Source organism: uncultured Serinicoccus sp. (genome assembly GCF_947500995.1).
Lineage (GTDB): Bacteria > Actinomycetota > Actinomycetes > Actinomycetales > Dermatophilaceae > Ornithinicoccus.
On sequence record NZ_CANMUA010000001.1, the window covers coordinates 214,547 to 240,434 of the forward strand.

The following is a 25,888-nucleotide window of genomic DNA, read 5'->3' on the forward strand; positions in this document are numbered from 1 at the left end:
GGCCCCGACCCTACGCCGCGCTCAGGGTGCCGGCGGCCCGACCCGGCGGGCGCGCAGCCGCTCGCCCTTGGCGTGCGCCTGGTCCCGCAGGTCGTCGGCGAAGGCCGCCAGCTGCTCGCGCAGCCGCTGGGCCCGCTCGCCCTCGCCGGCGGCGAGGGTCCGCACCGCCAGCAGGCCGGCGTTGCGGGCTCCCGCCACCGACACGGTGGCCACGGGGATCCCGGCCGGCATCTGCACGATCGAGAGCAGGGAGTCCAGTCCGTCCAGGTGCTTCAGCGGCACCGGGACCCCGATGACGGGCAGGACGGTGACCGACGCGAGCATCCCGGGCAGGTGGGCGGCCCCGCCGGCGCCCGCGACGATGACCCGCAGCCCGCGGTCGGCGGCGGTGCGCCCGTAGTCGATCATCTCGGTCGGCATCCGGTGCGCCGACACCACGTCGGCCTCGAAGGGCACCCCGAACTCCTCGAGCGCCTGCGCCGCGGCCTCCATCACCGGCCAGTCGCTGTCGCTGCCCATGACCAGGCCGACGAGGGGCGGCACCGGGTGGTCCTCGCTGCTCACTCGGTCACCACTCCCTGCAGGTAGTCGGCGGCGTGCCGGCTGCGGCCGCGCAGCTCCTCGAGCGAGGCCAGGTCACCCTGCTCGCCTCCGTAGACGGTGACGTGCCCGAGCTTGCGCCCTGGTCGCACCCCCTTGCCGTAGAGGTGCACCTTCAACCCGGGGTCGCGGGCCAGCAGGTGGCGGTAGGTGGCGTACAGCTCGGGGTAGTCCCCACCCAGCACGTTGGCCGAGGCCGTCCACGGCGCCCTGGCCGACGGGTCCCCCAGCGGCAAGTCCAGCACCGCCCGCAGGTGCTGCTCGAACTGGCTGGTGACCGACCCGTCGATGCTCCAGTGCCCGCTGTTGTGCGGTCGCATCGCCAGCTCGTTGACGAGGTATGCCGGGGCGCCGGTCCCCGGGTCGCGCACCTCGAACGCCTCCACCGCCATGACCCCGGTCACGTCCAGCTCACCGGCCAGGCGCAGCGCGCCCTCGGTGAGGGCCGCGGCCAGGCCCGGGTCGAGGGAGGGGGCCGGGGCGAGCACCTCGGTGTTGATGCCGTCCTCCTGCACCGTCTCCACGACGGGCCAGGCCGCGGCCTGGCCGGAGGGGCTGCGGCCCACCATGATCGACAGCTCGCGGGAGAAGTCCACGGCCTCCTCCAGGAGGATGCCGTCGGCGAACCCGCCCCGGCCCACGCCCTCGAGCCACCCGTCGAGGTCGGCGGGGCCACGGCACACCAGCACCCCCTTGCCGTCGTAGCCGCCGCGCGGCGCCTTGGCCACCAGCGGCCAGCCCACCTGTGCGGCGAACTCCTCGACGTCGGCGGCGGTCCGGGCCTGCGCCCAGCGGGGGCAGGGCAGCCCCAGCGCGCTGAGGCGCCGCCGCATGGCGAGCTTGTCCTGCGCGAAGACGAGGGCCTGCGGGCTGGGGTGGACGGCCACGCCGGCGTCCTGCAGGGCCAGGAGCACCTCCTGGGGCACGTGCTCGTGGTCGAAGGTCACCACGTCGCACCCGCGGGCGAAGGCCAGCACGGCCTCGGTGTCGGTGTGCTCCCCGACCGGGCTGTGCGGCACCACGAGGGCTGCGCTGGAGGTCGGGCTCTCGGCGAGGACGGACAGGGTGAGGGCGAGGTTGGTCGCGGGCGGCTGGCACATGCGGGCGAGCTGCCCCCCGCCGACGATGCCCACCACCGGGAAGCCGCCCTCGGCACGGACGGGGCTGGGAGAGGTCACGCGGTCAGCCTACCCAGCCGCTGCACCTAGACTGCCGCCCCGTGACCCCCTCTGCCGCCTCCGGGCTCGTGGCGCGTGCACGCGCCACCTACCAGGTCCTCGTGGCCGAGCTCGCGAAGTTCGGCACCGTGGGGGCCGTGGCCTTCGTGCTCGACACGGCGCTCTACAACCTCCTCGTCTTCGGGGTGCCCGGCCTGGGCGAGGGGCCCATGTCCGGCTCCCCGCTGTGGGCCAAGGTGGTCGCGACGAGCGTGGCGACGGTCTTCTCCTGGGTCGGCAACCGGTGGTGGACCTTCCGGCACCGGCGCAGCGAGCCGGTGGCGCACGAGTTCGCCCTCTTCGTCCTCTTCAACGCGGTCGGGCTCCTCATCGCGGTGGCCTGCCTGGGCTTCTCCCGATACGTGCTCGGGCTGGACAGCCAGCTGGCCGACAACGTCTCGGGCAACGGCGTGGGCCTGGTGCTGGGCACGATGTTCCGCTTCTGGGCCTACCGGACCTTCGTCTTCCGCGGCGAGGTGGAGCTCGACGCGCCCGGTCAGGGCGTCACGGCCAGGGGCAGGTAGCAGGCGAAGGTCGGCGGGAAGGCCCGGGTCAGCTCCAGCCGGCCGCCGATCGACTCGGCCGTCTCCCGCGCCACGGCGAGCCCGAGCCCGGTCCCCTGCCCGCTGGTCGTGCCGCGGTCGAAGATGCTGCGGGCCAGGTCGCGAGGGATCCCCGGGCCCTGGTCGGACACGGTGAACACCGCCGAGGGCCCCGAGCGCGCGACGTGCACCCGCACGTCGCCGCGTCCGTGCACCAGCGAGTTCTCGACGAGCGTGTTGAGCACCTGGGACAGGACCGAGGCGCTCGCCTCGACGATGACCCCCCGCTCGCAGGTGAGCTCGATCGCCCGCCCCCGCTCCTCGAAGGCCGGCGTCCACTCCTCGTCGAGGCCGGCGAGCACCGCGTCGGCGGCGCTGACCGCACCACCGCTCGCGTGACCCGCCCGGGTGCGCTGGAGCAGCTCGTCGACCACTCCGGTCAGCCGCTCCACCTGGCTGATGGCGATCTCCGCCTCGGCCCGGGCCACGGACGCGTCGTCGGACTGGGCGATCTCCTCCAGCCGCAGCAGCAGCGCGGCCAGCGGGGTGCGCAGCTGGTGCGAGGCGTCCGCCGCGAAGGACCGCTCGAAGACGAGCGCCCGGGCGAAGGTGTGGTGGTGCCGGTCGACCTCGCGTGCCACGGCGTCGATCTCGGCGATCCCGGAGCGGAACGGCTCCTGCTCCACGAGACGCCCGGGCCGGGTCTGCGGGTCGAGCACGAACCCGCCCGAGGCGAGCTCGTCGGTGCGGTGGGCCAGCTGGCGCAGGGGGCGGGCGGTGGTCTCGGCAGCGCGGTCCGCCCACGAGCGCGCGGCCGGGACGGCGATCGCCAGGATGACCGCGCCGGTGAGGACCAGCGTGCCGAGGAGCCACCAGTCGGGCATCTCCCCGTTGCCGGTCTGCCAGCGGGTGGTCTGCGCCTCCCGCAGCAGCCAGGCGATGAGCGCGCCGAAGAGGAGGGAGACCCCGACCACGGTCAGCACGATGCGTACCGCCAGGTCGCGCAGCACCTTGCGCACGGCGCTCAGTCCACGCTGTCGGCGTCGGCGCCGTCGGGGTCGTTCTGGAAGCGGAAGCCCACGCCGCGGACCGTGACGATGTGCCGCGGGTCGTGGGCGTCGTCGCCGATCTTGCGGCGCAGCACGGAGACGTGCATGTCGAGGGTCTTGGTCGACCCGAACCAGGTGTCCCACACCTCGCGCATGAGCACCTCGCGCGACACGACCCGGCCCTCCTCCCGCATGAGGACCCGCAGCAGGTCGAACTCCTTGGTGGTGAGGCGGACCTCGCGGTCGTGGAGGAAGACCCGGCGGGCCTCGATGTCCATCCGCAGCGCCGTGCCCCCGGGCGTCTGGCTCGCGGTGGGTCCCCGGCGCAGCAGCGCCCGCACCCGGGCGAGGAGCTCACCGAGGCGGAACGGCTTGGTGACGTAGTCGTCGGCTCCGGCGTCCAGGCCGACGACGGTGTCCACCTCCTCGCTGCGGGCGGTGAGCATGAGGACCGGCATCCGCACCCCGGAGTCGCGCAGCGAACGGCATACCTCGACCCCGTCGAGCTGAGGCAGCCCGAGGTCGAGCACGAGGAGGTCGTGCGCGACGTCCCCGGTCGCCTCGGCCAGCGCCGCGCGGCCGTTGGCCGCGACGGTCACGTCGTAGCCCTCGCGCCGCAGCGCGCGGGCGAGCGGCTCCGAGATGGTCGGGTCGTCCTCGGCGAGCAGCACCCTGGTCACGTCGTCTCCCTCCGCGTGGCTGGTTGACAGTATGCGCTTTCGGTCACCGTCCGGGCCACTGCGGCCTGCGCTTCTCCGCGAAGGCGGCCACGCCCTCGGCCCGGTCGCGGCTGAACGCGGTGGCCCGCCAGGCGCCGTCCTCGATCTCCAGACCGGCGGCCAGGTCGGTCCCCATCCCCATCCGCATGGCCCGCTTGGCGTTGCGCACCGCGACCGGGGAGTTGGCCGCGATGGTCGCCGCCAGCTCCAGGGCCCGGTCCCGCGCGGACCCGGCCTCGACCAGCTCGTCGACGACCCCCAGGTCGCGACCCTCCTGCGCGCCGAGCCGGCGCCCGGTGAAGATCATCGAGGCCGCGCGCGACCACCCCACCCGACGGGTGAGCAGCTGCGTGCCGCCGCCCCCGGGGATGACGCCCACGCCGACCTCCGGCAGCGCCAGGGTCGCCCCCGTCCCGGCGACGACGAGGTCGCAGGAGAGCGCGAGCTCCAGCCCGCCGCCCAGCGCGTAGCCCTCGACCGCGGCCACGGCCGGCACCGGCAGGTCGAGGACGCCGCGGTAGGCGAGCTTGGACACGAGGCGGTGGTCCATCATCTGCGCGTCGGTGAAGCCGTTGCGCTCCTTGAGGTCGGCGCCCACGCAGAAGGCCCGGTCGTGGGCGCTGGTGAGCACCACGGCGCGCACGCTCGGGTCCGCGGCGAGGGCCGCGGTCGTCGCGGTGATCTCCTGCGCGAACTCCGTGGAGATGGCGTTCATGGCCTCCGGGCGGTCGAGGGTCAGCTCGACCACCGACCCGGGCTCTCCTCCCGACTCCTCGCCCGGGGACGGGTGCCGGGTCACCTGAAGCATCGTCGGTGCGTCCATGCGGTGAGGCTACTGGTCGCGCAGGTGCTCGACGTCGCCGGCGTGGTGCACCCCGACCGCGCCGTCCGGCTCGCGCACCAGCAGCGCCCCGTCCTCGCCCAGCCCGACCGCCTCCCCGCGGACCGTGGCGCCGTCCGGGCGGTGCACGACCACCGCGCGCCCGAGGGTCGCGCACCGGGCGAGGTATGCCGTGCGCACGGGCTCGGTCTCCCCGCGCGCCAGGGGGGCGTGCAGCCCACGCAGCCGGCGCAGGTAGTCCTCGAGGAGGTCCTCCCGCGCACCCTCCGGGAGCGGGGCGCCACCCCGGGCGAGGCGCCAGGAGGTGGCCGTCGGCACCGGCAGCTGGTCGCGGTCGTGGTCGACGTTGACGCCGACGCCCACGACGACCGCACCGGTGTCCGCGACCTGCACCAGCACCCCGCAGAGCTTGCCCGGGGCCGGCCCGTCCTGGAGCAGCACGTCGTTGGGCCACTTGAGGACCGCGTCCACCGGCCACCGGGTAGCCCGCAGCGCGTCCACCACCGCGACGCCCGCGGCCAGCGGCAGCCAGCCCGCCACCGGTGCCGGGACGGGCGGCAGGACGGCGCTGACCGCCAGGCAGGTCCCGGGCGGCGAGGACCAGGCGCGGCCGCGGCGGCCCTGCCCCGCGCTCTGGTGGTCGGCGACGACCACGCGACCGGGCCGCGGGTCGGCGAGGGCGAGGACGTTGGTCGAGCCGAGGCTCTCGTGGCGCTCCGGCGTGGCCCAGCACAGTCGGGTCATGGACCAAGGCTAAGTTGGGGGCATGACCGACCAGCTCAGCGACGACAGCCAGGACGCCGAGGGACCGGACCTGCGCACGACCGCCGGGCGGCTCGAGGACTACCGCGCACGGGTGGACCACGCCGTCCACGCCGGGTCCGAGAAGGCCGTCGAGAAGCAGCACGCCAAAGGCAAGCTCACCGCCCGGGAGCGCATCGAGGCGCTGCTGGACGAGGGCAGCTTCACCGAGCTCGACGCCCTGGCCCGGCACCGCTCGACGGCCTTCGGGCAGGAGCGCAACCGTCCCTACGGCGACGGCGTGGTCACCGGCTACGGCACCGTCGACGGTCGGCCCGTCGCCGTGTTCGCCCAGGACTTCACCGTCTTCGGCGGCTCCCTCGGGGAGGTCTACGGCGAGAAGATCGTCAAGGTCATGGATCTCGCGATGAAGATCGGGTGCCCGGTCGTCGGGATCAACGACTCCGGCGGCGCGCGCATCCAGGAGGGCGTGGTCGCCCTGGGGCTCTACGCCGAGATCTTCAAGCGCAACGTGCACGCCTCCGGGGTCATCCCGCAGATCTCCCTGGTCATGGGGCCCTGCGCCGGCGGGGCCGTCTACTCCCCCGCCATCACCGACTTCGTCGTCATGGTGGACCAGACCTCGCACATGTTCATCACCGGCCCGGACGTCATCAAGACCGTCACCGGCGAGGACGTCACCTTCGAGGAGCTGGGCGGGGCACGCACCCACAACTCCACCAGCGGCGTGGCCCACTACCTGGCCAGCGACGAGGACGACGCCTTCGGCTACGTCAAGGAGCTACTGGGCTTCCTGCCGCAGAACAACCTCGAGGACCCCCCGGTCTACGAGGAGGAGCCCGACGAGGAGCTCGGCGACGCCGACACCGAGCTCGACGTGCTCATCCCCGACTCCCCCGGAGTCCCCTACGACATCACCGAGGCCGTCCGCGCCGTGCTGGACGACGGCGACTTCCTCCAGGTGCAGGAGCTGTTCGCGCCCAACATCGTCGTGGGCTTCGGACGGGTCGAGGGTCGCTCGGTAGGGGTCGTGGCCAACCAGCCGATGCAGCTGGCCGGCACCCTGGACATCGACGCCTCGGAGAAGGCCGCCCGCTTCGTGCGCACGTGCGACGCCTTCAACATCCCCATCCTCACCTTCGTCGACGTGCCGGGGTTCCTCCCGGGCACCGACCAGGAGTTCGGCGGGATCATCCGCCGTGGCGCCAAGCTGCTCTACGCCTACGCCGAGGCGACCGTCCCCCTGGTCACGGTCATCACCCGCAAGGCCTACGGCGGCGCCTACGACGTCATGGGGTCCAAGCACCTCGGTGCCGACATCAACCTGGCCTGGCCCACCGCCCAGATCGCCGTCATGGGCGCCCAGGGCGCCGCCAACATCCTCTACCGTCGCGAGCTGGCCCAGGTGCAGGCCGAGGGCGGTGACGTGGAGGCCGAGCGGGCCCGCCGCATCCGGGAGTACGAGGACACCCTGGCCAACCCCTACGTCGCGGCCGAGCGCGGCTACGTCGACGCGGTCATCGAGCCGTCGCACACCCGCCTCGAGGTGGCCCGCGCCCTGCGCCACCTGCGCACCAAGCGGTCCAACCGGGCACCGCGCAAGCACGGGAACATCCCGCTGTGAGCGACACCACCGGACCCGCCGAGGCGCAGCAGCCCGCGCTGGTGCGCGTGGTGCGCGGCGCCCCGACGCCGGCCCAGCTCGCCGCGCTCACCGTGGTCCTCAGCGCTGCCGGCGGCGGCAGCGACACGGCGTCCGAGCGCCCCGGCGCCCCCCGCACCCTGTGGACGGCACGCGCGAGGTTCGCCCGGCCCCGCCCCTCGGTCGGGCCCGACGGGTGGCGCGCCTCGGCCCTGCCCCGCTAGCGGGAGGCGCGGGCCTCCAGCCGCCGGGCCAGGGCGTCGTGGTACCTCGCCGGCAGCGCGCCCGCGGCGACCACCTGCCGGGCCGCGGCAAGGTCCCCCATCGCCGCGGCGAAGGCGGTGCGCATGCTCACCCCGTGCGCCGGAGGGGCACCGAGCCCGATGGGGTCCCCCGGCGAGATCCGCCCCGGGGCGAGCACGCGCAGGTATGCGCCGCAGGCGCCACGCTCGGTGAACCGGCGGACCCAGCCCTGCACCCCCAGGTGCCGCGCGAAGGTGGCGCACGGCTGCCGCGGGAGCGAGACCTGCAGCGTCGCCGAGCCCACGTGCAGGTGCCGCCCGAGCTCGAGGCCGTGGAGGTCGATCCCCGACGTGGTGAGGTTCTCGCCGAAGGTGCCGTCCCGCAGCACCCGTCCGAGCTCCCCCTCCCACCAGTCGAGCTCCTCGCGGGCCACGGCATACACGGCCTTGTCGGCGCCGCCGTGGTGCCGGGCGTCGCCGACGTGGTCGCCCACGGCCCCGGACCCGTCGCCGTACCGGGGTCCGGGCGCGAGGACGTCGATCCCGTCCACCGGGTGCTTGTCTATACCGGTGGTGCGCGGCGTGCCGGGGTCGGGCTTGGGCCGGGCGAGGTTGGTGGAGCGGACGCACGCCCTCCCGGTCATGTCGTGACGGCGTCCACGCCGTCGGCGCCCTTCTCCTGCAGCTCGCGGCGTTCGGCGTCGGCCCGCGGCCGGAAGTAGAACCACCCGGTGCCCACGGCGACCAGGAACAGCGCGAGCATCACCGAGAACAGCGGCCAGATGCCGGTGAGCGCGATGACCGGGACGGCCAGCGCGGTGACGAGGCCGCCGCCGAAGAACGGCTCGAAGACCAGCTGCTTGTAGCCGAACGCCTCGAAGGCCGGGCTCTCGCCGTCCGGGTCGGTGATCCGCATGAGGATGAGCCCGGTGGCGGTGACGCCCATGGACTGGCCGAAGTCGCCGATGCCCCGCTCGAACCAGTAGCGGCCGATGATCCGCGGGGCGAACCACAGGAAGAGCCCGACGTTGAGCGCGATGCCGGCCACCGCCAGCAGCAGGAACGAGCCGATGTTGGAGCCGATCGCCTCCAGCGAGAGCGTGCCGATCGCGGCCACGATGAGGAAGTCGAGGGCCCAGCCCTGGATGCGCAGCATGATCTGGTGGTCGATGAGGTGGTCGACGCCGAGCGCGGCCGCCGCGGCCTGGATGGCGACGCCCCCGAGCAGCGCCAACGGGAAGAGCGGGACGAAGGCGAAGATCTCCAGCGGCGTGTCGCCGTTGATGAGCACGCTGGAGTAGGTCTGCGACTCCACCCACCGCAGCGCCTCGAGGAAGAGCCACCCGATGAGGATGGCCACCGCCACCAGCGCCATGTGCAGGGACAGCGGCTCCACCGAGGAGGGGCGGCTGGTCATGGTCCCCGCGGGGTAGTACTCGTCCTTGCGGAACAGCCCCTTCTGCTCCTCGACCGAGGCCTGGACGTCGCCCTTGAGGATCTCGGTGCGTCCGGTCCGGACCCCCCAGTTGATGAGGGCGATGCCGATGACGACGCCGGCGACGATGCCGACGGTGGCCAGCCCGACCGCGAGGTCGGCACCCTCGCCGTAGCCGAGGTCCTCGAGCACCGGACGCATGCCCGCCGCGGTGCCGTGGCCCCCCTCGAAGCCCATCTCGATGAGGGCCCCGACCATCGGCTCGGCGGCCAGCAGCGGCACCAGGACGAGCGCGGCGAGGAGCAGCCCGACGACGTACTGGCCGGACCCCATCGCGACCCCCAGGGCCAGCTGCGGGCCGACGAGCTTGCCGGCGCGGCGCGGGGTGGGCAGGTCCTGGCCGAGGAACATCGTGGCGAAGACCACGCTGATGAGCAGGCCCGGCAGGGCGGTCCACACGTCGAGCATCGGCTGGGTGAAGAGCCCGTTCTCGCCGACCGGGCCACCGACGCGGCCCAGCACCTGCGGCCCGAGGAGCAGGATGAGGAAGCCGCCGATGATCGAGCTGGGCAGGAAGAGCTTCTGCACCCATCCCACCTTGACCCTCACCACCTTGCCGAGGAGCAGGAAGAGCCCCAGCACGATGAGCGCGAATCCGATCTGGTCTGCGGACATGGCCGCCCTCCCTCAGTCTGATGGTGCGGTCACCCTGACACAGGACGTCCGCCACCGCCAGCGACCGGCCGAGGTTCAGCCGGACGGGTCCGGACGGGTGGCGACCGCGAAGACCCGCCGGAACGGCAGCACCACCCCCGCCTCGGTGCGGGGGTATGCCTCCCGCAGCGCCGCGCGGAGCTCGTCGGCGAAGGCCTCGCGCAGGTCCGGCGGCAGGGCCTGCAGGGTGGGGCGGGCGCCCGTGGCGCTCACCCAGGTGAACACCGGGTCGGGGTCCTGCCCCGCGGGGTCGAGGACGTGCAGGTAGGTGGTCTCCCAGGCGTCCACCTCGCACCCCGCGCCGGCCAGCACCCGGAGGTAGTCGACCGGGTCGTGCGCGGCCGGGGTCGGCACCCCGGCGAGGTGCGCGGCATACCGCGGCCGCGCCGCGATCTCGCGGCGCCGGGTGTGGCTGGGCTCGCCCATGTTCCCCGGCACCGTCATCGCGAGGACCCCTCCGGGGCGCAGCCGCCCGACCAGCTCCGGCAGCAGGGCGAGGTGCCCGGGGACCCACTGCAGGGTGGCGGTCGTCACCAGCAGGTCGACCTCCCCCGGACCCGCGCCGCCGCGGGCCCAGTCGACGAGGTCGCCCACCTCCGCCCGGGCCCTGCCCCCTCCGGCCGTCTCCCGCGCCGCGGCCACCATCTCCGGCGAGGAGTCCAGGCCGAGCACGTCGGCGCCCGGCCACCGGTCCGCGAGCCACCGCAGCCCGTGGCCGGGTCCGCAGCCCAGGTCGACGACGTGTCGCGGCTCGAGCCGGGGCACCCGGGCCATGAGCTCGACGAACGGCCGGTCCCGCTCGGCGGCGTACCGCCGGTAGTGGCCAGGGTCCCAGCTAGTGCTCACGAGGCTCCTCCCCGCCGTGGCTGTCGCGGCGCTCCCCCTCCCGCAGCGCCCGGTAGACGGCCCGGACCCCGACCGCGCGCTCCAGCTCGTCGGTGACGACCGAGAAGAACTGGTGCCGGTAGGTGTCGTCGGTGACCGCGCTCACGATGAAGTAGAGCCCGGAGAACGAGGCGAGGAACAACGAGACCTTGACCAGCTCGACCGAGACGCTGCCCAGGTAGGGCACGTGGCGGGTCTGCTCCAGACCCGTCCAGTTCAGCTGGGTCTGCTGCTGCATGATGATCGAGCCGAAGACGAGCAGGAAGATGAAGACCGCCACGATGAGGGCCACGACCTGCACCAGCTGGATGAGCAGCAGGGCGATGATGAGGTTCCACCGCTCGAAGCCGGTGACGCGGGCGTAGGACGCCGTGTCCACCCCGGGGTCCGCGGCGAGCCGGGCCTGGGTGGCCTGCATGGGCGTGCCGCGGCAGGCACGCTCCAGGAAGGCCTCGTCGACGGCGTCGTCGGCCCGGTCGACCTCCTCCGGCAGCCGGATGAGCTGGAACACGACACCGACGCCCAGGAGGAGCAGCACCACCAGCCAGTGCGTGGCGAAGGGCAGGCTCGCGCTCATCTCCCACGCCTCGGCGTTGATGAAGAGGAAGGCCACGAAGAGCAGCAGCAGCGGCAGCGCGCGCATCGCGGTCCCGACCAGGAGCGGGACGCTCGTGACCGTGCGGCGCAGCGCGAAGGTGAGGATCGGGCGCGCGTGCAGGGCGGTCGAGGCATACCAGAGGACCGCGAGGAGGAGCAGCGTCAGCCACACCGCCGGCGCCGCGCTGACCTGCTGCGAGACCCACCCGAGCGCCCCGCCGAGCGCGGCCGTGACGACGACCACGAGCAGGCCCACGGGCACGAGGTGACGGGGGCGCAGGGCGGCCCGGGCCGCCGCCCGCTCGGCCGGCACGAAGTAGGACAGGCCGTGCGCGAGGAACCAGCGCTCGGTCTCGCGACGGGGGTCGGCGGGGCGGGGTCGGCGGGGCACGAGCACAGGGTATGCACGCGGGGACGGCCCGCCCGCGCGCGGTAGGTTGCGTGGGTGACCACGCAGAGCCGCGAGCAGACCGACATCGACCGCATCGCCGAGGACCACCTGGACGCCACCGTGGCGCTCAGCCCGCTCGAGGCGACCTACCTGGGCGTGCCCGGCCGGGACGCCGAGATCGACGACCTGTCGCTGGAGGGGCTGCGCGCGCAGCGGGCGCAGTGCGCGAGCACCCTGGCCGCCCTGGAGGGCGCCCGCCCGGTCGACGAGACCGACCGGGTGACGGTGGCCGCGCTGCGCGAGCGGCTGGGCCTGGAGGTCGAGCTCCTGGACCTGGTCCTGGAGGGCCGGACGCCGGTGGAGTTCAACGTGCTCACCGCCGCCCCGCTGGCGGTGCGGGACGTCTTCGACCTCATGCCCAAGGACACCGAGGAGCACTGGGGGACGGTCGCCGCCCGGCTGCGCGCCGTGCCCACCGCCCTGGAGCAGTTCGTCTCCGCGCTGCGCTGGTCCGCGCAGCGGGGTCAGGTCCCGCCGGTCCGCCAGGTGCGCGGCGTCGCGGGGCAGTGCCGGGACCAGGCCGGCGACGAGGCCAGCAGCTTCGACGCCCTCGTCCGCGAGGCGGCGGACCAGCCCGAGGCGGTCCGCGCGGACCTCGCCGCAGCGGTCACCGACGCGAAGGCGGCCTTCGGCGAGCTCGCGGCATACCTCACCGACGAGCTGGAGCCGCAGGCGCCGGAGTCAGACGCGTGCGGGCGCGAGCTCTACCGGCTGCGGTCGCGCAGCTTCCTCGGTGCCGAGATCGACCTCGAGGAGACCTACCGGTGGGGCCAGGAGGAGCTCGCGCGGATCACCGCCATGATGGAGGAGGCGGCCGAGGCGGTCCGCCCGGGTGCGGGCGTCGAGGAGGCCGTCGCGATCCTGGACGCCGACCCGCGGTACGCCCTGGAGGGCACCGAGGCGCTGCGCGAGTGGATGCAGGTCAGGGCGGACGAGGCGGTGGCCGAGCTCGCCGGCACGCAGTTCGACGTGCCGGAGCCCGTGCGGCGCATCGAGTGCATGATCGCCCCCAGCCAGACGGGAGGCATCTACTACACCGGTCCCAGCGAGGACTTCACCCGTCCGGGTCGGATGTGGTGGTCGGTGCCCAAGGGGGTCACCCGGTTCTCCACCTGGCGCGAGCTCACCACCGTCTACCACGAGGGCGTCCCGGGCCACCACCTGCAGATCGCGCAGACCGTGTACCGCTCCGAGCTGCTCAACCGCTGGCGTCGCCTGGCGTCCTGGACCTCCGGGCACGGGGAGGGCTGGGCGCTCTACGCCGAGTGGCTCATGGCCGACCTGGGCCACATGGACGACCCGGGCAACCGGATGGGCCTGCTCGGCGGGCAGTCGCTGCGGGCGGCCCGGGTGGTCATCGACATCGGGGTGCACTGCGGCTTCGAGGCTCCGGCCGAGGTCGGCGGCGGGGAGTGGACGTACGACAAGGCCTGGCGCTTCCTCACCGCGCACGCCCACGAGAACGAGGAGTCCCTGCGCTTCGAGCTGGACCGCTACCTCGGCTGGCCCGGGCAGGCCCCGAGCTACAAGATCGGCGAGCGGCTGTGGCTGGAGCTGCGCGAGGAGTGCCGTCGCCGGGAGGGCGACGACTTCGACCTCAAGGCCTTCCACCGACGGGCGCTCGACATCGGCGGCGTCGGTCTCGACACGCTGCGTGCGGCGGTGCTCGGCGAGCTGTGAGCGGCCGGCCGCAGGCCCCGCGGCGGACCACCCGCCGGCTCGTGCTCCGCGGGTTCGTCGAGGCCGACCGGGAGCCGTTCGCCGCGATGAACGCCGACCCCGAGGTGACGCGCTACCTGCAGGGCCCGATGAGCCGCGAGCGCTCGGACGCCTTCGTCGACCGCATCGACGCCTGCTGGTCCGGGCGGGGCTACGGGCTGTGGGCGCTGGAACGGCGCGACACCGGCGCGTTCCTCGGCTACACCGGGCTGTGGCCCGCGGACTTCCTGCCCTCGGGGCCCGCCGTCGAGGTGGGGTGGCGGCTGGCCCGGTCGGCCTGGGGCCACGGGTTCGCCACCGAGGCGGCCACCGAGGCGCTGCGTCTGGGCTTCACCGAGGTCGGGCTGGCGGAGATCGTCTCGTTCACCCCGGCGGTCAACACCGCCTCGCTGCGGGTCATGGGCCGGATCGGGCTCCGGCGCGACCCGGCCCGGGACTTCGACCACCCCCGGGTGGACGCGACGGCATACCCCGAGCTCGTGCGGCACCTCGTCCACGCCCTCGACGGCCAGGCGTGGCGGGATCACGCCGCCGGCGCCGGCCGGTCGTGACGGCGGCTCGGGCCGCGGACGTGACGGGGGTTCGGGCCGCGGTTGTGACGGTGGCTGCGGCCGGGGGTCGCCGCTGAGCGTCGCCGCCGCGCACCACGAGACCCACGGGCCACACGGGCCCCTGAGTGCGGGGACAGGTGCGGATGACGGGGATATACCCCCCGCACCGGTCAACGTCCCCGCACCACGGGGCTGCCGTGACGGGTGCGGCCCGTGGGACGGCGCCGCGGTCGGCCGACGCCGGTAGGCTCCCGTCCGTGATCCCCCTCGTGCTCGCCTCCGCCTCGCCCGCCCGTCTCACCACGCTCACCCGGGCCGGCGTGTCCCCCGAGGTCATCGTGTCCGGGGTGGACGAGGAGGCTGCCCTCGCGGCCGCGCAGGAGCGGCACGGGGAGCTCAGCGCCGCCGACGTCGCGCTCACCCTCGCCCGGGCGAAGGCGGAGCAGGTCAGCCGCGAGCACGGCGTCGACGCCCTCGTCCTGGGCTGCGACTCGGTGCTGGAGCTGGACGGGCAGGTCTTCGGCAAGCCGCACTCCTCGCAGGTCGCGGTGGAGCGCTGGCAGGCCATGCGCGGCCGGTCGGGCACGCTGCACACCGGGCACTGGCTCGTCGACGACCGGGAGGCCGGGGCGGACGGCTCGCCCGGGACCGGCGCCACGCTCGGCGCCACCGCATCAACCGTCGTGCACTTCGCCGACCTGACCGACGCCGAGATCGCCCACTACGTCGGCACCGGCGAGCCGCTGCAGGTCGCCGGGGGGTTCACCGTCGACGGGCTGGGGGGTCCCTACGTGCGGGGCATCGAGGGCGACTACCACGCGGTGGTCGGCATCAGCCTGCCGCTGCTGCGCGAGCTCCTGGGCCAGCTGGACCTCGCCTGGCACGAGCTGCTCGACCGCTGAGCCTCTCGGGCGGCGCACGGCCACCCCGGCCCTCGCGGCCCCGGCCCAGGGGGCGGTGCCACCGCACCCGCGGGACGGCCGGCGCGCCGCTCAGGCGTCGTAGTCGATGGTGACCGTCCCCGTCACCGGGTGCGACTGGCACATGAGGCGGTAGCCGCGCTCGACCTCGTCCGGCTCCAGGGCGTAGTTGCGCTCCATCCGGACCTCCCCGTCGACGACCTTGGCGCGGCAGGTGCCGCACACGCCACCGGTGCAGGAGAAGGGAGCGTCCGGCCGCTCCCGCAGGGTCGCCGCCAGGATGGTCTCCGCGGCGCTGGCCATCGGCACGGTGGTGGTGCGCCCGTCCAGCGTGACGGTGGCGACCGCCTCGGGGGGAGCCCCCGGGTCGCGGGGCGTCGCGTCCTCGGCCGGGGTGGTCACCGGCGCACCGTCGCTGTCGACGTGGAAGATCTCGTGGTGCACGTGCCCGGGGTCCACCCCTCGCTCGGCGAGGACCTCCTGCACCGCCTCGACCATGCCGAACGGCCCGCAGAGGTACCACTCGTCGACCTGGTCCTCCGGGACGAAGGTGGCGAGCAGCTGCTCGACCTTCTCCCGGTCGATGCGGCCAGTGAGCAGCTCGGCGTCCTGCGGCTCGCGGGAGAGCACGTTGAGCAGGGTGAACCGCTGCGGGAAGCGGTTCTTGAGGTCCATGAGCTCCTCCAGGAACATCACCGAGTCGGTCCGCCGGTTGCCGAAGACGAGGGTCACCCGGGAGTGCGGCTCCTCCTCCAGCGCGGTGGTGAGCAGGGAGAGCACCGGGGTGATCCCGGACCCCGCCGCGACGCCCACGTGGTGCTTGGCCGCGGTCGGCTCGGTCGGGCAGACGAAGGACCCCATGGGGGTCATCACCTGCAGGGTGTCGCCGGGCTGCACGTGCTCGTTGAGCCAGCTGGACATCAGCCCGCCGGGGACCGTCGCGGCGGCCACGCGGACCTCGCCGGTCTCCCGGGACCGGCCGCGGGAGATGCAGCAGGAGTAGGAGCGACGGACGTCCTGTCCGTCGATGGTGGCCCGCACCGTGAGGTGCTGGCCGGGCTCGAAGGCGAACTCCTCGCGCAGGTCCTCGGGGACCGCGAAGCTCAGGGCGATCGCCTCGTCGGTCAGGCGGTCCACCCGGCTCACCGTGAGGTCGTGGAACCTCGCGCGGCGCCGCGTCGGCTGCTGGATCAGGCTCACGGTGCTCCTAGATCGTCTTGAACTCGTCGAAGGGCTCCCGGCAGGTCCGGCAGCGGCGCAGCGCCTTGCACGCCGTGGAGCCGAACCGGGCGACCTCCTCGGTGTCGTCGGACCCGCACTGCGGGCAGCTGACGACCCGGAGCTGGAGCCCCACGGGCACCGGCCCGGGAGGGGCCGCGTGCGCCCGCTCCCCGGTGGGCGGCGCGATCCCGAACCGGCGCAGGCTGGCCCTGCCCTGCTCGCTCATCCAGTCGGTCGTCCAGGCGGGCGAGAGCCGGGTGACGACCTCGACCGGTATGCCGTGGGCCCGGCCGGCCGCCACGACCGCGTCGGCCATGGCGTGCATGGCCGGGCAGCCGGAGTAGGTGGGCGTGATGGTGACGCGCATCCCGGGATGCCCGTCGACCTCGGCCGTCTCGACCCGGCGGATGACCCCGAGGTCGTCGATGGTGATGACCGGGATCTCCGGGTCGGGGACGGCGCGCATGTCCTGCTCCACCCGGGCGACCAGGTCGGGGTCCAGCACGGCGACCCTCACCACCGCGCGCCGGGATGGCTGCGGTGGAGGTGCTGCATCTCGGCCAGCAGGTAGCCCATGACCTCGGAGTGCACGCCCGCACGCCCGCCCCGGGCGTGCCAGCGGGGGGCGTCCGGCATGCTCAGCGTGGCCTGCTCGAGCACCCCGGCGACGGAGGCGTTGACCGCGTCGATCAGGCTCGAGGGCAGCACGCCGACGCCGTGCTCGGCCGCCCATCGTGCGGCGCCGTGGTCCTCGCCCAGCTCCGCGACGTAGGGGTGCACCGCGACCAGAGCCGCCTGCATCCGGTCGTGGCTCTCCTCGGTGCCGTCCCCCAGGCGCAGCACCCACTGGGTCGCGTGGTCCCGGTGGTAGTCGACCTCCTTGACGGCCTTGGCGGCGACGCCCGCGAGGGTCTCGTCGGTCGAGGTGAGCAGGGCGGAGTACAGCGCGCGCTGGTAGGTGGAGAACCACAGGAGCCGCGCCATCTCGTGGGCGAAGTCGCCGCGGGGCTGCTCGACGAGCTGCACGTTGCGGAACTCGCGCTCGTGGCGCAGCATCGCCAGGTCGTCCTCGTCGCGGACCGGGTCCGGGCCCTCGACCTCCCCGGCGTGGGTCAGCAAGGCCCGGGCCTGGCCGATGAGGTCCAGGGCCACGTTGCCGAGGGCCATGTCCTCCTCGATCTGCGGCGCGTGCGTGAGCCACTCACCGAGGCGCTGGGCGTAGATGAGGGCGTCGTCGCCGAGCCCGAGCAGGTAGTCGAACGCCGGGTCGGCCACGCGCCCCGGGTCTGCCCCGACCGTCTCGGTCGTGTGCTGCTCGGTCACAGGTACTCCACATCCTCCGGCACGTCGTAGAACGTGGGGTGCCGGTAGACCTTGTCGGCGGCCGGGTCGAAGAAGCTGTCGCGCTCGTCCGGGCTGGACGCGGTGATGTCCTCGGAGGCCACCACCCAGATCGAGACGCCCTCCTGACGCCGGGTGTAGACGTCGCGCGCGTTGCGCAGCGCCATCTCCCGGTCGGGGGCGTGCAGCGAGCCGGCGTGGACGTGCGACAGGCCGCGCCTGGCCCGCACGAACACCTCCCACAGCGGCCAGGACCCGGAGCTCACGCGACCGCCTCCGGCTGGTGCCGGGCGGCCTGCTTGGCGGCATACGCCTCCGCGGCCTCGCGCACCCAGGCACCCTCCTCGTGGGCCTGCACCCGGGTGCGGATGCGCTGCTCGTTGCAGGGGCCGTCACCCTTGAGGACCCGCCAGAACTCGTCCCAGTCGATGGGGCCGAAGTCCCAGTGCCCGCGCTCCTCGTTCCAGGCCAGGTCGGGGTCGGGAAGGGTGATGCCGAGCTTCTGGGCCTGCGGCACGGTCATGTCGACGAACTTCTGCCGCAGGTCGTCGTTGGAGAAGCGCTTGATGCCCCACGCCATGCTCTGCGCGGTGTGCCCGCTGCTCGCGTGCTCGCCGGTGTCCGGCGGGCCGAACATCTGCAGCGCCGGCCACCACCACCGGTTCGCCGCGTCCTGGGCCATGGCCTTCTGCTCCTCGGTCCCACGGGCGAGCACCCAGAGGATCTCGAAGCCCTGGCGCTGGTGGAAGGACTCTTCCTTGCACACCCGGACCATGGCCCGGGCGTAGGGCCCGTAGGAGCACCGGCACAGCGGCACCTGGTTCATGATGGCCGCGCCGTCCACGAGCCAGCCGATCGCCCCGGCGTCCGCCCAGGTCAACGTGGGGTAGTTGAAGATCGAGGAGTACTTCTGCCGGCCCGAGTGCAGCTTGTCGAGCAGCTCGGAGCGGTCCACGCCGAGGGTCTCGGCGGCGGAGTAGAGGTACAGCCCGTGACCGGCCTCGTCCTGGACCTTGGCCATGAGGATGGCCTTGCGCCGCAGCGAGGGCGCGCGGGTGATCCAGTTGGCCTCCGGCTGCATCCCGATGATCTCGGAGTGGGCGTGCTGGGCCATCTGGCGGATCAGCGTGGTGCGGTAGGCCTCCGGCATGGCGTCCCGCGGCTCGACGCGCTGGTCCTCCTCGATGAGCCCGTCGAAGTACTCCGCGAGCGCGTCGGTGTAGTCCGGCGTCTCCGCGGCGTTGAGGGGGTGCGGCGGCGCGCCCGCACCCGGGTCCGTCGTGCCGGGCTGGCCGAAGTCGTTGCCGTACATCCCTCCAGTGTGCCAGAGACGAGCCCTCTTGTATAACGCAACGCACGTCACATGACGGTGCGTCTGTAATACCGGGGCCGGTGCGAGACTGGGTGGGTGAGCCATCAGCACGAGCAGCCCCCCGCCGCCGACGCCAGCGTCCGCACCGCGCGGCCCAACGACGCCCCGGCCGTGGGCCTGGTCCAGGCCTTCGTCTGGCAGCACGAGCTCGCCGACGTGCTCGACCAGGAGGTCCTGGACGCCCTGACCGGGCCCCGCTTCGCGGCCGCCTGGCGCGAGTCCCTGGAGCACCCGCCCACGCCACGGCACCGTCTCCTCGTGGCCTGCGCCGGCCCGCAGGTGACGGGATACGTCGCGGTCGGCCCGGCCGACGACGAACCCGGCCTGCCCGAGGGGACCTGCGCGCTGCTCCTGGACGGCGGCGTGCACCCGGAGGCCAGGGCGGCCGGACACGGCTCCCGGCTGCTCAACGCGGCCATCGACACCCTCCGCGCCGCCTACGACCAGCTCGAGGGCGTCGCGACCTGGGTGCTCGCCGAGGCCGGCACCACCCGCGCGTTCCTGCAGGAGGCCGGGTTCGAGCCGGACGGCGCGTGGCGCGACCGGGTCGTCGGCGACGACGGACGCACGGTCCGCGAGGTGCGGCTGGTCGCGTGGACGTGAGGCGCCGATGACGACGTCCCGGCGGCTGGTGGGGATCGACCTGGCGCGCACCCTCGCGCTGCTGGGCATGTTCGCCGCACACCTGGCCGTCCAGGAGGGCGACGGCCCCGGCGGCGTCAGCTGGCTCTTCCAGCTCGTCGCCGGCCGCTCCTCGGCCCTCTTCGCGGTGCTGGCGGGCGTCAGCATCGCGCTCGCCGCACCGCTCTCCGCGGTCCGCGCCGACCCCCGCCTCCACCGGCGCCGGCTGCTCGTGCGCTCGGCGCTCATCGCGGTGATCGGCCTCGTCATCGGCCTCCCGAGCTCGGGCATCGCCGTGATCCTCACCTACTACGGCGTGCTCTTCTGCTGCGCCCTGCCCGTCCTGCGCTGGGAGGCCCGCTCCCTGGCGTGGCTGGCGCTGGGGTGGGGCCTGCTCAGCCCGGTGGTCAGCCTGCTGGTGCGCCAGGTGCTCCCGGAGCCGACCCTCATGGTCCCCTCCCTGGCCACCTTGCTCGTCGCCCCGCTCCAGATGGTCCTCGAGCTGCTCGTCACCGGCTACTACCCGGTGCTGACGTGGGCCACCTACCTGTTCGCCGGACTGGCCGTCGGCAGGTGGGTGCAGGCGCGCGGCGGCGCCGACCGCACGGTCCTCGGTGGCCTCGTCCTCGGGGGCGCGGCATCGGCAGCCCTGGCGCTGGTGGCCTCCGCCCTGGTCCTGCGGTCCCAGCAGGTGCGCAGCGCCCTGCTCGACAGCGTCGGCCTCGACGCCGGCTCCTGGGCCACCCTCGACGCGGACCGTCGCACGGGGTTCTACGGGACCCACCCCGAGGAGAGCGCCTGGTGGCTGGGCGTCTGGGCCCCGCACAGCGGCAGCGTCGTGGACCTCGTCCACACCACCGGCACCGCCCTGCTCGTCCTCGGCGGCTGCCTGGCGCTCGTCCGGCTCACCCCGTCCCTGCCCTGGCCGATCCTCGCCGGCGCCGGGCGGGCCACCCTCACCCTCTACGTGGCGCACGTCCTCGTCCTGTCGACCCCGCTCGGGGACACCGGGCCGCTGGCCCGTGACACCACGACCGGGCTGGTGCTGCACAGCGTGCTGGCCCTCACGGCCGGCGCCCTCATCGCGGCCAGCGGCCGTCGGGGCCCCCTGGAGGCGTTCCTGCACGAGGCCACCCACGGCACCCCCGCCAGGTCCTCCTCCCCCCGGTCCTGACCAGCACCCGCGCCCCGCGCCCCGCGCCGTGGGCGCTGACGCACCCTCCCGCCGTGCTGCCCTCCCTCGACACGCCTCGACACGCCACGCCCGTTCACCTGTCGTTCACTTCTACGACGTCTTGGGGTACGCTAGATGAACAGAAGATGAACGGCATACCGTTCGACCGACCTTGGAGGAGGTGGCTCCCATGGCGAGCGTTCGACCGCTGAGGACCGCGCGACCGACCCGGGCCCTCACCTGGGTCCCGGTGACGGACGCGTCAGGCCGCACCCGGATGGAGATGCGCTGGCACGTCGGTGCCCCGGCACCGCAGATCCGGCGCCGCGCCCAGGTCGCCTGACCTGGGGCGCGGACCACACCGCGACCACGCCGAAGGGCGGGCCCGACCGGGCCCGCCCTTCGTCATGTGTCGCGCGGTCGCCCGCGCGTCTGCTCAGCCCTCGTCGGAGCCGTTGTCGCCACCCTCGGTGCCGGCGCCGTTGCTCCCGCGGCCACGGCCGCCACGACGACGGCGCTGACGACGGGGGCGGTCGCCACCCTCCTGCTCGGAGCCGGACTCCTCGGAGCCCGCGGCCTCGGCCTCGGGCGCGTCGGACCCGGCGACCTCGGTGGCGGCACCGCTCTGCGGCACCTCCGCGGCCTCGGCCACCGGGGCGGGGGCGTCGACCGTCGGCTCAGCCGCCGGTGCAGCGGCCTCCGGTGCCGGGGCGGGCGCGCCGCCCTGCTCCCCGGCGACCACCGCGGCGAGCGAGAGCTTGCCGCGCGGGTCGATCTCCTTGAGCTCCACCTGGACCTTCTGGCCCACGCCCATGACGTCCTCGACCGCGTCGATGCGCTTGCCGCCCACCAGCTTGCGGATCTCGGAGATGTGCAGCAGCCCGTCCTTGCCGGGCAGCAGGGAGATGAACGCCCCGAAGGTCGTGGTCTTGACCACGGTGCCGAGGAAGCGCTCACCGATCTCCGGCATCTGCGGGTTGGCGATCGCGTTGACCGCCGCCCGCGCGGCCTCGGCCGACGGGCCGTCGGTCGCGCCGATGTAGACGGTGCCGTCGTCCTCGATGGAGATGTCGGCGCCGGTGTCCTCCTGGATCTGGTTGATCATCTTGCCCTTCGGGCCGATGACCTCACCGATCTTGTCCACGGGGACGCGCACCGAGATGACGCGCGGCGCGTAGGGGCTCATCTCGTCCGGGGCGTCGATGGCCTCGGTCATGACGTCCAGGATGTGCATCCGGGCGTCCCGGGCCTGGGTGAGCGCCCCGGCGAGCACGTCGGCGGGGATGCCGTCGAGCTTGGTGTCCAGCTGGATGGCGGTGACGAACTCCCGCGTCCCGGCCACCTTGAAGTCCATGTCGCCGAAGGCGTCCTCGGCGCCGAGGATGTCGGTCAGCGCGGCATACTTCGTCGCACCGTCGACCTCCGCCGAGACCAGGCCCATCGCGATGCCCGCGACCGGCGCGCGCAGCGGCACACCGGCGTTGAGCAGCGCCATCGTGGACGCGCAGACCGAGCCCATCGAGGTCGAGCCGTTGGAGCTCAGGGCCTCGGAGACCTGGCGGATGGCGTAGGGGAACTCCTCGCGGGTCGGCAGCACCGGCATCAGGGCGCGCTCGGCGAGCGCACCGTGGCCGATCTCACGACGCTTCGGGGAGCCGACGCGACCGGTCTCACCGGTCGAGTAGGGCGGGAAGTTGTAGTTGTGCATGTAGCGCTTGCGGGTCACCGGGGACAGGGTGTCCAGCTGCTGCTCCATGCGCAGCATGTTCAGCGTGGTGACGCCCATGATCTGGGTCTCGCCGCGCTCGAAGATCGCGGACCCGTGCGCCCGCGGGATGACCTCGACCTCGGCCGACAGGGCCCGGATGTCCCGGAGCCCACGGCCGTCGATGCGGACCTCGTCGCGCAGGATGCGCTCGCGGATCAGCTTCTTCTGCACGGCGCGGTAGGCCGCCGAGAGCTCCTTCTCGCGCCCGGCGTACTCGGCGTCATCGCCGGCCAGGCGGGCCGTCATCGCGGCCTTGATCTCATCGATCCGGTCCTCGCGCTCGGCCTTGCCCGCGATCTGCAGCGCCGAGGTCAGGTCACCGCTGGTGGCCTCCTCGACGGCGGAGTAGGCGTCGTCCTCGTAGTCGAGGAAGCGCGGGAACTCCTGCACCTCCTTGGCGGCGTTGGCCGCCAGCTCGGCCTGCGCCTCGCACAGCACCTTGATGAACTTCTTGGACTCCTCGAGCCCCTGCGCCACGACGTCCTCGGTCGGGGCCTGCTTGCCCTCGGACTTCACCAGGTCCCAGGTGGCCTCGGTGGACTCGGCCTCGACCATCATGATCGCGACGTCACCCCCGTCGATGACCCGCCCGGCCACGACCATGTCGAAGGTCGAGCGCGCGGCGTCGGAGAAGTTGGGGAAGGCGACCCACTGACCGTCGATGAGCGAGACGCGGACGCCACCGATCGGGCCGCTGAACGGCAGGCCCGAGATCTGGGTGGACAGGGACGCGGCGTTGATCGCCAGCACGTCGTACTGGTGGTCGGGGTTCAGCGAGAGGACGCTGATGACGACCTGGACCTCGTTGCGCAGGCCCTTGGCGAAGGTGGGGCGCAGCGGGCGGTCGATGAGGCGGCAGGTGAGGACCGCGTCGGTCGAGGGGCGACCCTCGCGACGGAAGAAGCTGCCCGGGATCTTGCCCAGGGCGTACATGCGCTCCTCGACGTCCACCGTCAGCGGGAAGAAGTCGAAGTGGTCCTTGGGGTGCCTGCCTGCGGTCGTGGTCGACAGCAGCATGGTGTCGTCGTCGAGGTAGGCGGTGACGGAGCCGCCGGCCTGCTTGGCCAGGCGCCCGGTCTCGAACCGGACGGTGCGGGTGCCGAAGCTGCCGTTGTCGATGGCGGCTTCGGCGAACGTGATCTCTGGACCCTCCATGGGCCCTCCTTTTCTCTTCACTCTCAGCGCGAGGGGCATCGTCGTTGTGCCCGTCGGTCCTGCAGACGGGGGGCGCGGGTGGCGACCCCCTGACGCACGGAGAGCGGTCCCCTCACGGGAACCGCTCTCGGTGCGAGACTCAGCGGCGCAGGCCGAGCCGCTTGATCAGCGACCGGTAGCGCTCGATGTCGATGTCCTCGAGGTAGCGCAGCAGCCGCTTGCGCTTGCCGACGAGGAGCAGCAGCCCGCGGCGGCTGTGGTGGTCGTGCTTGTGCTCGCGGGCGTGCTCGGTGAGCTCGCGGATACGGGCGGTCAGCAGCGCGACCTGCACCTCCGGCGAACCGGTGTCGCCCTCGGTCGTGGCGTACTCCTTGATGATGTCCTGCTTGGTGGCAGTCTCGATCGCCATGGGCGACTCCTTCGTGTTGTTGCGCGGCGCCAACCCGGGCCTGTTCACCGGGGCACTCTCGATCCGCGGCCGTCATGACGGCAGCTTCCAGGTTATCAGCGTGCGCCGGAGCACCCTAATCTGAGCAGATGCCCCGCCTGCGCACCGTCTCCCCCGCCTCGCCCGGCTGGACGCGCCGCCGCGTGGGCCGCGGCTTCACCTACGTCGACGCGCAGGGCACCCGGCTGGGCGCCGAGGACGTGGCCCGGGTCAAGGCCCTGGTCATCCCCCCGGCGTGGACGGACGTGTGGATCTGCCCCCACCCCACCGGTCACCTCCAGGCCGTGGGGACCGACGACGCCGGTCGGCGGCAGTACCTCTACCACCCCGCGTGGCGCGAGCAGCGGGACAAGCTCAAGTTCGAGCGGGTCCTGGGGGCGGCCGCCCGGCTCCCCGCGGCACGGCGCCGGATCATGCGGGACCTGGCGCTGGAGGGTATGCCGGTGCAGCGCGCCGAGGCGGTCGCCGTGCGCCTGATCGACCTGGGCTACTTCCGCATCGGCAGCGACGTCTACACCGACGCGCACGGCAGCTTCGGCCTCACGACGCTGGAGCGGCGGCACGTGCGGGCCCGCGGTGACGTCCTGCTCTTCTCCTTCGTCGGCAAGTCGGGGGTGGAGCACCGCATCCAGATCGACGACCGCGACGTCATCGCCGCACTGGACCGGATGCGGCGGCGGCGCTCGGGCGACCGGCTGCTGGCGTACCAGGAGGGGCGGCGCTGGATCGACCTGGACGCCGCCGCGGTCAACGCCTACCTGGGCGACCTGCTGGGCGGGGAGCTGACGGCCAAGGACTTCCGCACCTGGCACGCCACAGTCCTCGCCGCGACCTCCCTGGCGCTGACCGAGGAGCCCGGCGACACCCCGGCCTCACGACGCCGGGCGGTGCGGGCCGCGGTCGAGGAGGTGTCGGCATACCTCGGCAACACCCCGACGATCGCCCGCAACTCCTACATCGACCCCCGGGTCATCGACCTCTACGAGGCGGGGACGACGATCGGCGAGGCCGCCCGGCGGCGCCACCGCTCGCCCGCGACGAGGACGCGCGACCTGGAGCGTGCCGTGCTAGAGATGCTGTCATGAGCCTCACGACCTTCCCCCACGACTGGCAGCGGGCGCTGTGCATCGTCGCCCACCCCGACGACCTGGAGTACGGCACGGCGGCCGCCGTGGCGCGGTGGACCGAGGAGGGCAAGGACGTCACCTACCTCCTGGTCACCCGTGGTGAGGCGGGGATCGCCACCATGGCCCCGGCGGAGGCCGGCCCGCTGCGCGAGCAGGAGGAGCGGGACGGCGCCCGCGAGGTCGGCGTGGACGAGGTGCTCTTCCTCGAGGGCTTCTCCGACGGCGTGGTGGAGGCGGACCTGCGGCTGCGCCGCGAGCTGGCCCGGGTGGTCCGCGACGTGCGGCCCGAGGTCGTGACGACCCTCACCCACGCCGAGACCTTCCCGAACGGCGGCCTCAACCAGGCCGACCACCGGGCCGTGGGGCTGAGCGTCATCGACGCCGTCGCGGCCGCGGGCAACCGGTGGATCTTCCCCGAGCTCGTCACCGAGGGCCACGAGCCCTGGGACGGCGTGCGGTGGATCGCGTCCGCGGGCGGTCACGCCCCCACCCACGAGGTCGACGTCACCGGGACCTTCGAGCGCGGGGTCGCCTCGCTCGAGGCCCACCGCGAGTACCTCTCCGCGCTCGGCGACGACTACCCCGCTCCGCGCGAGCTGCTCGGCGGCATCCTGGGCGACCCCGACAGCGCCGGCGACGACGGCGTCCCCACCCGGTACCGGTGGGCCGCCCAGGTCTGGGAGCGCTGAGGCCTCCCGCCCGCCGCATCGGCGCCTGAGCAGAGAAGGGGTCCCCGAGGCAGTGGCCACGACCCCTCTCTGGGGCGCCCTTCTCT

29 protein-coding genes are annotated in these 25,888 nt (G+C 73.6%); 12 read left to right on the top strand and 17 right to left on the bottom strand.

The window, feature by feature from the left end:
* Positions 1 to 21: 21 nt before the first annotated feature.
* Together purE and Q0967_RS00865 are read right to left on the bottom strand one after the other, a co-directional pair.
* Complete coding sequence (gene purE, locus Q0967_RS00860; RefSeq protein WP_298748191.1) at positions 22 to 519, bottom strand: 5-(carboxyamino)imidazole ribonucleotide mutase; 498 nt, start codon at positions 517 to 519, stop codon at positions 22 to 24.
* A 41-nt stretch (positions 520 to 560) separates the two neighbouring features.
* Positions 561 to 1,778, bottom strand: a complete 1,218-nt coding sequence (locus Q0967_RS00865; RefSeq protein ID WP_298747614.1) for a 5-(carboxyamino)imidazole ribonucleotide synthase — start codon at positions 1,776 to 1,778, stop codon at positions 561 to 563.
* A gap of 41 nt (positions 1,779 to 1,819) precedes the next feature.
* On the opposite strand from Q0967_RS00865, the gene Q0967_RS00870 reads away from it, so the two are divergent.
* Positions 1,820 to 2,341, top strand: coding sequence for a GtrA family protein (locus Q0967_RS00870; RefSeq protein ID WP_298747611.1), 522 nt, complete (start codon positions 1,820 to 1,822; stop codon positions 2,339 to 2,341).
* Here Q0967_RS00870 and Q0967_RS00875 read toward each other — a convergent pair.
* Genes Q0967_RS00875 through Q0967_RS00890 form a run of 4 tightly spaced genes read right to left on the bottom strand, consistent with a single transcriptional unit; the run spans position 2,314 to position 5,712 of the window.
* Positions 2,314 to 3,378, bottom strand: coding sequence for a HAMP domain-containing sensor histidine kinase (locus tag Q0967_RS00875; RefSeq protein WP_298747608.1), 1,065 nt, complete (start codon positions 3,376 to 3,378; stop codon positions 2,314 to 2,316). The genes Q0967_RS00870 and Q0967_RS00875 overlap by 28 nt on opposite strands.
* A 5-nt stretch (positions 3,379 to 3,383) precedes the next feature.
* Positions 3,384 to 4,088, bottom strand: a complete 705-nt coding sequence (locus Q0967_RS00880) for a response regulator transcription factor (protein WP_298747605.1) — start codon at positions 4,086 to 4,088, stop codon at positions 3,384 to 3,386.
* 43 nt (positions 4,089 to 4,131) lie between these two features.
* Positions 4,132 to 4,950 carry an enoyl-CoA hydratase/isomerase family protein gene (locus Q0967_RS00885; protein ID WP_298747602.1) on the bottom strand — a complete coding sequence of 273 codons (819 nt, stop codon included), beginning with the start codon at positions 4,948 to 4,950 and terminating at the stop codon, positions 4,132 to 4,134.
* Positions 4,951 to 4,959: 9 nt separating this feature from the next.
* Positions 4,960 to 5,712 carry a biotin--[acetyl-CoA-carboxylase] ligase gene (locus Q0967_RS00890; RefSeq protein WP_298747600.1) on the bottom strand — a complete coding sequence of 251 codons (753 nt, stop codon included), beginning with the start codon at positions 5,710 to 5,712 and terminating at the stop codon, positions 4,960 to 4,962.
* 22 nt (positions 5,713 to 5,734) lie between these two features.
* Between Q0967_RS00890 and Q0967_RS00895 the strand changes: the two genes are divergently transcribed.
* Together Q0967_RS00895 and Q0967_RS00900 are read left to right on the top strand one after the other, a co-directional pair.
* Positions 5,735 to 7,354: an acyl-CoA carboxylase subunit beta gene (locus Q0967_RS00895; protein WP_298747597.1), complete on the top strand. Its 1,620-nt coding sequence runs from the start codon at positions 5,735 to 5,737 to the stop codon at positions 7,352 to 7,354.
* On the top strand, positions 7,351 to 7,596 hold the full coding sequence (locus Q0967_RS00900; RefSeq protein WP_298747594.1) for an acyl-CoA carboxylase subunit epsilon: 246 nt from the start codon (positions 7,351 to 7,353) through the stop codon (positions 7,594 to 7,596). Before Q0967_RS00895 ends, Q0967_RS00900 begins: the two co-directional genes overlap by 4 nt.
* Here the strand turns inward: Q0967_RS00900 and Q0967_RS00905 are convergent.
* From Q0967_RS00905 to Q0967_RS00920, 4 genes are all read right to left on the bottom strand, one after another.
* A complete protein-coding gene (locus Q0967_RS00905; protein ID WP_298747591.1) occupies positions 7,593 to 8,258 on the bottom strand; it encodes an MOSC domain-containing protein in 666 nt (221 codons plus the stop codon). The two genes, Q0967_RS00900 and Q0967_RS00905, sit on opposite strands and share 4 nt — an antisense overlap.
* On the bottom strand, positions 8,255 to 9,724 hold the full coding sequence (locus Q0967_RS00910; protein ID WP_298747588.1) for a sodium/glutamate symporter: 1,470 nt from the start codon (positions 9,722 to 9,724) through the stop codon (positions 8,255 to 8,257). The genes Q0967_RS00905 and Q0967_RS00910 overlap by 4 nt, the downstream gene beginning before the upstream one ends.
* A 75-nt stretch (positions 9,725 to 9,799) precedes the next feature.
* Positions 9,800 to 10,609 (bottom strand): methyltransferase domain-containing protein, encoded by an 810-nt coding sequence (locus tag Q0967_RS00915; RefSeq protein WP_298747585.1) that lies wholly within the window; start codon positions 10,607 to 10,609, stop codon positions 9,800 to 9,802.
* Positions 10,599 to 11,636, bottom strand: coding sequence for a hypothetical protein (locus Q0967_RS00920; protein ID WP_298747582.1), 1,038 nt, complete (start codon positions 11,634 to 11,636; stop codon positions 10,599 to 10,601). Before Q0967_RS00920 ends, Q0967_RS00915 begins: the two co-directional genes overlap by 11 nt.
* 54 nt (positions 11,637 to 11,690) lie before the next feature.
* Here Q0967_RS00920 and Q0967_RS00925 point away from each other — a divergent pair, with 54 nt between their 5' ends.
* From Q0967_RS00925 to Q0967_RS00935, 3 genes are all read left to right on the top strand, one after another.
* Positions 11,691 to 13,376: a DUF885 domain-containing protein gene (locus Q0967_RS00925; protein WP_298747577.1), complete on the top strand. Its 1,686-nt coding sequence runs from the start codon at positions 11,691 to 11,693 to the stop codon at positions 13,374 to 13,376.
* On the top strand, positions 13,373 to 13,966 hold the full coding sequence (locus Q0967_RS00930; protein ID WP_298747574.1) for a GNAT family N-acetyltransferase: 594 nt from the start codon (positions 13,373 to 13,375) through the stop codon (positions 13,964 to 13,966). The genes Q0967_RS00925 and Q0967_RS00930 overlap by 4 nt, the downstream gene beginning before the upstream one ends.
* 257 nt (positions 13,967 to 14,223) lie before the next feature.
* Positions 14,224 to 14,868 (top strand): nucleoside triphosphate pyrophosphatase, encoded by a 645-nt coding sequence (locus Q0967_RS00935; RefSeq protein WP_298747567.1) that lies wholly within the window; start codon positions 14,224 to 14,226, stop codon positions 14,866 to 14,868.
* 90 nt (positions 14,869 to 14,958) lie between these two features.
* On the opposite strand, the gene paaE is transcribed toward Q0967_RS00935, so the two are convergent.
* The 5 genes from paaE to paaA are packed head-to-tail and all read right to left on the bottom strand — an operon-like array spanning position 14,959 to position 18,760.
* Entirely contained in the window at positions 14,959 to 16,086 is a 1,128-nt protein-coding gene (paaE, locus tag Q0967_RS00940; RefSeq protein WP_298747564.1) for a 1,2-phenylacetyl-CoA epoxidase subunit PaaE, read from the bottom strand.
* Positions 16,087 to 16,093: 7 nt separating this feature from the next.
* The gene (gene paaD / locus Q0967_RS00945) at positions 16,094 to 16,612 is read right to left on the bottom strand and encodes a 1,2-phenylacetyl-CoA epoxidase subunit PaaD (RefSeq protein ID WP_298747561.1); all 519 of its coding nucleotides are present in this window, start codon (positions 16,610 to 16,612) and stop codon (positions 16,094 to 16,096) included.
* An 8-nt stretch (positions 16,613 to 16,620) separates the two neighbouring features.
* The gene (paaC, locus tag Q0967_RS00950) at positions 16,621 to 17,382 is read right to left on the bottom strand and encodes a 1,2-phenylacetyl-CoA epoxidase subunit PaaC (RefSeq protein ID WP_299448994.1); all 762 of its coding nucleotides are present in this window, start codon (positions 17,380 to 17,382) and stop codon (positions 16,621 to 16,623) included.
* A 44-nt stretch (positions 17,383 to 17,426) separates the two neighbouring features.
* A complete protein-coding gene (paaB, locus tag Q0967_RS00955) occupies positions 17,427 to 17,714 on the bottom strand; it encodes a 1,2-phenylacetyl-CoA epoxidase subunit PaaB (RefSeq protein WP_298747556.1) in 288 nt (95 codons plus the stop codon).
* On the bottom strand, positions 17,711 to 18,760 hold the full coding sequence (gene paaA / locus Q0967_RS00960; RefSeq protein WP_298747553.1) for a 1,2-phenylacetyl-CoA epoxidase subunit PaaA: 1,050 nt from the start codon (positions 18,758 to 18,760) through the stop codon (positions 17,711 to 17,713). The genes paaB and paaA overlap by 4 nt, the downstream gene beginning before the upstream one ends.
* 96 nt (positions 18,761 to 18,856) lie before the next feature.
* On the opposite strand from paaA, the gene Q0967_RS00965 reads away from it, so the two are divergent.
* From Q0967_RS00965 to Q0967_RS00975, 3 genes are all read left to right on the top strand, one after another.
* Entirely contained in the window at positions 18,857 to 19,423 is a 567-nt protein-coding gene (locus tag Q0967_RS00965; RefSeq protein WP_298747548.1) for a GNAT family N-acetyltransferase, read from the top strand.
* A gap of 7 nt (positions 19,424 to 19,430) precedes the next feature.
* The gene (locus Q0967_RS00970) at positions 19,431 to 20,615 is read left to right on the top strand and encodes a heparan-alpha-glucosaminide N-acetyltransferase domain-containing protein (protein WP_298747545.1); all 1,185 of its coding nucleotides are present in this window, start codon (positions 19,431 to 19,433) and stop codon (positions 20,613 to 20,615) included.
* Between the two features lie 190 nt (positions 20,616 to 20,805).
* Entirely contained in the window at positions 20,806 to 20,958 is a 153-nt protein-coding gene (locus tag Q0967_RS00975) for a hypothetical protein (protein WP_161937881.1), read from the top strand.
* 93 nt (positions 20,959 to 21,051) lie between these two features.
* Here the strand turns inward: Q0967_RS00975 and Q0967_RS00980 are convergent, their stop codons facing one another.
* Together Q0967_RS00980 and rpsO are read right to left on the bottom strand one after the other, a co-directional pair.
* Positions 21,052 to 23,538 (bottom strand): polyribonucleotide nucleotidyltransferase, encoded by a 2,487-nt coding sequence (locus Q0967_RS00980; RefSeq protein ID WP_298747538.1) that lies wholly within the window; start codon positions 23,536 to 23,538, stop codon positions 21,052 to 21,054.
* A 139-nt stretch (positions 23,539 to 23,677) separates the two neighbouring features.
* Positions 23,678 to 23,947: a 30S ribosomal protein S15 gene (gene rpsO / locus Q0967_RS00985; RefSeq protein WP_130014607.1), complete on the bottom strand. Its 270-nt coding sequence runs from the start codon at positions 23,945 to 23,947 to the stop codon at positions 23,678 to 23,680.
* On the opposite strand from rpsO, the gene Q0967_RS00990 reads away from it, so the two are divergent.
* Genes Q0967_RS00990 through Q0967_RS01000 form a run of 3 tightly spaced genes read left to right on the top strand, consistent with a single transcriptional unit; the run spans position 23,946 to position 25,802 of the window.
* Positions 23,946 to 24,071 carry a hypothetical protein gene (locus tag Q0967_RS00990; protein ID WP_298747531.1) on the top strand — a complete coding sequence of 42 codons (126 nt, stop codon included), beginning with the start codon at positions 23,946 to 23,948 and terminating at the stop codon, positions 24,069 to 24,071. The genes rpsO and Q0967_RS00990 overlap by 2 nt on opposite strands.
* A gap of 4 nt (positions 24,072 to 24,075) precedes the next feature.
* Positions 24,076 to 25,071: a DNA topoisomerase IB gene (locus Q0967_RS00995; protein WP_298747528.1), complete on the top strand. Its 996-nt coding sequence runs from the start codon at positions 24,076 to 24,078 to the stop codon at positions 25,069 to 25,071.
* On the top strand, positions 25,068 to 25,802 hold the full coding sequence (locus Q0967_RS01000; protein ID WP_298747525.1) for a PIG-L deacetylase family protein: 735 nt from the start codon (positions 25,068 to 25,070) through the stop codon (positions 25,800 to 25,802). Before Q0967_RS00995 ends, Q0967_RS01000 begins: the two co-directional genes overlap by 4 nt.
* The last annotated feature ends 86 nt before the right edge of the window (positions 25,803 to 25,888 follow it).

Coding starts and splice junctions, on each gene's coding strand:
- paaA (WP_298747553.1), bottom strand. CDS start 18,760: ATGTACGGCAACGACTTCGGCCAGCCCGGCACGACGGACCCGGGTGCG.
- Q0967_RS00970 (WP_298747545.1), top strand. CDS start 19,431: ATGACGACGTCCCGGCGGCTGGTGGGGATCGACCTGGCGCGCACCCTC.
- Q0967_RS00990 (WP_298747531.1), top strand. CDS start 23,946: ATGGGCGACTCCTTCGTGTTGTTGCGCGGCGCCAACCCGGGCCTGTTC.
- rpsO (WP_130014607.1), bottom strand. CDS start 23,947: ATGGCGATCGAGACTGCCACCAAGCAGGACATCATCAAGGAGTACGCC.
- Q0967_RS00890 (WP_298747600.1), bottom strand. CDS start 5,712: ATGACCCGACTGTGCTGGGCCACGCCGGAGCGCCACGAGAGCCTCGGC.
- Q0967_RS01000 (WP_298747525.1), top strand. CDS start 25,068: ATGAGCCTCACGACCTTCCCCCACGACTGGCAGCGGGCGCTGTGCATC.
- purE (WP_298748191.1), bottom strand. CDS start 519: ATGGGCAGCGACAGCGACTGGCCGGTGATGGAGGCCGCGGCGCAGGCG.
- Q0967_RS00980 (WP_298747538.1), bottom strand. CDS start 23,538: ATGGAGGGTCCAGAGATCACGTTCGCCGAAGCCGCCATCGACAACGGC.
- Q0967_RS00975 (WP_161937881.1), top strand. CDS start 20,806: ATGGCGAGCGTTCGACCGCTGAGGACCGCGCGACCGACCCGGGCCCTC.
- Q0967_RS00905 (WP_298747591.1), bottom strand. CDS start 8,258: ATGACCGGGAGGGCGTGCGTCCGCTCCACCAACCTCGCCCGGCCCAAG.
- Q0967_RS00910 (WP_298747588.1), bottom strand. CDS start 9,724: ATGTCCGCAGACCAGATCGGATTCGCGCTCATCGTGCTGGGGCTCTTC.
- Q0967_RS00885 (WP_298747602.1), bottom strand. CDS start 4,950: ATGGACGCACCGACGATGCTTCAGGTGACCCGGCACCCGTCCCCGGGC.
- Q0967_RS00895 (WP_298747597.1), top strand. CDS start 5,735: ATGACCGACCAGCTCAGCGACGACAGCCAGGACGCCGAGGGACCGGAC.
- Q0967_RS00995 (WP_298747528.1), top strand. CDS start 24,076: ATGCCCCGCCTGCGCACCGTCTCCCCCGCCTCGCCCGGCTGGACGCGC.